Source organism: Streptomyces sp. SID14478, assembly GCF_010548525.1.
Classification (GTDB): domain Bacteria; phylum Actinomycetota; class Actinomycetes; order Streptomycetales; family Streptomycetaceae; genus Streptomyces.
On the sequence record NZ_JAAGMG010000206.1, the window covers coordinates 1 to 213 of the forward strand.

Sequence of the window (213 nt, forward strand, 5' to 3'; positions counted from 1 at the left end):
GGTGTCTCCGTCGTCGCCGTCTGCCCCACGGGCGCCCCGCTGACCGAGACCGTGGCCGGCGCGCACGGCCTGTTCGTGCCGATGGCCACGGCCCCGTACGAGCAGGACGAACCGGCCGCCGCCTCCGCGCCGGGCGCGCTGTGGGCCTTGCTCACCCCCCTGCTCGCGCTCCTGGACCGCACCGGCCTGCTGGCCGCGCCCCCGGAGGTGCTG

1 pseudogene is annotated in these 213 nt (G+C 78.4%); it reads left to right on the forward strand.

What is annotated here, in order from left to right:
• Nucleotides 1-213, forward strand: a pseudogene (locus G3I40_RS07360) (mannose-6-phosphate isomerase); the annotation flags it as partial.